This is a genomic window from Phenylobacterium sp. (assembly GCF_030693805.1).
GTDB lineage: Bacteria > Pseudomonadota > Alphaproteobacteria > Caulobacterales > Caulobacteraceae > Phenylobacterium.
In genome coordinates, this window is record NZ_JAUXZW010000231.1 from 1 (window position 1) to 1,833 (window position 1,833).

Annotated in this window: 3 protein-coding genes; 1 reads left to right on the plus strand and 2 read right to left on the minus strand. The window is 66.3% G+C overall.

What is annotated here, in order from left to right; all coding sequences use genetic code 11:
* A partial coding sequence (locus tag Q8M88_RS08960) for a hypothetical protein (RefSeq protein WP_305596522.1) occupies positions 1-304 on the minus strand: 304 nt, incomplete at its 3' end.
* A gap of 84 nt (positions 305-388) precedes the next feature.
* Between Q8M88_RS08960 and Q8M88_RS08965 the strand changes: the two genes are divergently transcribed.
* Positions 389-529 (plus strand): hypothetical protein, encoded by a 141-nt coding sequence (locus Q8M88_RS08965; RefSeq protein WP_305596524.1) that lies wholly within the window; start codon positions 389-391, stop codon positions 527-529.
* 68 nt (positions 530-597) lie between these two features.
* Here the strand turns inward: Q8M88_RS08965 and rocF are convergent, their stop codons facing one another.
* Positions 598-1,539, minus strand: coding sequence for an arginase (gene rocF / locus Q8M88_RS08970; protein WP_305596526.1), 942 nt, complete (start codon positions 1,537-1,539; stop codon positions 598-600).
* Positions 1,540-1,833: the final 294 nt, after the last annotated feature.

Below are 1,833 nucleotides of genomic sequence, written 5' to 3' on the forward strand. Positions count from 1 at the left end.
CGCCAAACCAGCGCAGAGCGCCATCGTTGAGCCCCACCTGAACGGCGGTGCGGGCGTAACGAAGCGCAACTTGTATGTCCTGCAGGTCACGCCGCCAGTCGCGTTCGGCCTCGCGCAGCGTGTTGTTGCCGGCCGCAACCGCGTACACCGAAGCGGGCAGCACCAACTGGCTGGGCCCGGGCGTGAAGCGGGTTTGTGCGCTGGCTACACCAGGGGCCAGCAACGCCAGCGCGCCTGCAGACAGGGCACATCGCAATAGTTGAGTGGGAAATAGGAGATCGTCCGCACGCTTCAAGGCTTTCATGGGTCGCGTTATCCTGCGCAGGCGCTGATAGGGTTCGGCGCATTCTGCGTCGTTTCACGCACATTTGCTCAACTGAGGTGAATCATGAAATTTCTGCTCGCTGCGATCGCTTCCGCCTTCATGTTTGCGTCCATGCCCTCCATGGCTGGCAGCCACGGCGGTGGCAAGATGGAAGACTGCTCCAAGAAAGAAAACGCCGACAAGCCCGAGTGCAAGAAGAAGTGATTCGGCACCGGTGACACCGGCTCTGAAAGGCTCCTTCGGGAGCCTTTTTCATGGGCGCGCGCCGCGCCTCAGCGCCCGGCCCGCATCAGCGTGCTCTTGCCGAACAGCGACTCCACCAAGTCCACCGCCAGCTCGGCGGTCTTGTTGCGCAAGTCCAGCGCGGGATTGAGTTCGACGATGTCGAGCGAGGCCAGGCGGCCGCTGTCGGCGATCATCTCCATGCACAGCTGGGCCTCGCGGTAGGTGGGGCCGCCAGGCACGGTGGTGCCCACGCCAGGGGCGATCTCGGGGTCGAGGAAATCGACGTCAAAGCTCACGTGCAGGTGGGTGTTGTCGTCCAGACCGTCGAGGGCCAGCGCCATGGCGCGGCGCATGCCTTCCTCGTCGATGAAGCGCATGTCGAACACCTCCAGCCCTTGCGCATGCACCAGGCGTTTTTCGCCTTCGTCCACGCTGCGTATGCCGATCTGGCGGATCTGGTCCGGGCGCAGGGCCGGCGTGTGGCCACCGATGCCGGTCAGCTCGGTGGGCCCCAGGCCACACAGGCAGGCCACCGGCATGCCGTGCACGTTACCGCTGGGCGTGAGGATGCTGGTGTTGAAGTCGGCATGGGCGTCCAGCCACAGCACGCGCAGCTGGCGGCCCGTCTCGCGGCAGTGGCGGGCCACGGCGGCAATGCTGCCCACACCCAGGCAATGGTCGCCGCCCAGGAGAATGGGCAGGCGGCCCTGCTGCAGCGTGGCGTACACAGCATCGAACACGGTCTGGTTCCAGGCCACCACCTCGGGCAGGTGGCGGTAGCCGTTCACTGGCGCTTGCCACGGGTTGCCGGGGCCGCTGAGGTTGCCGCTGTCCAGCACCACCAGGCCGTGCGATTCGAGCGCCGACTGCAAGCCGGCCACGCGCAAGGCTTCGGGCCCCATGGACGCGCCGCGCGCGCCCGCGCCGATGTCGGTGGGGGCGCCAATCAGTTCGGCGGTGGTGACGGGTGCGTGCGTGGCGGTGTTCATGGCCAAAAGCATAGCGGGCTTTGTGTGTGGCAGGACAGGGGCCATGTCCAGGGCCGTTTCCGCGGCCGTTGCACAGCACCGCACAGCGGCCTACACTGCCAGCCCAGCCCACCGGAGACACCGACCATGAAGCTGTATTTCCATCCCGCGTCCACCACCAGCCGCGTGGTCCAGATGTTTGCGGTTGACCAGGGCGTGGCCCTGGACCACCAGGTGGTGGACCTGTTCACCGGCGAACACCTCCAGCCGCACTTTGCCGGCATCAACCCCAACTGCCTGGTGCCGCTGCTGCGC

Excerpts from the sequence above, each read along its gene's own strand:
- rocF (WP_305596526.1), bottom strand. The coding sequence starts at position 1,539 with ATGAACACCGCCACGCACGCACCCGTCACCACCGCCGAACTGATTGGC.
- Q8M88_RS08965 (WP_305596524.1), top strand. The coding sequence starts at position 389 with ATGAAATTTCTGCTCGCTGCGATCGCTTCCGCCTTCATGTTTGCGTCC.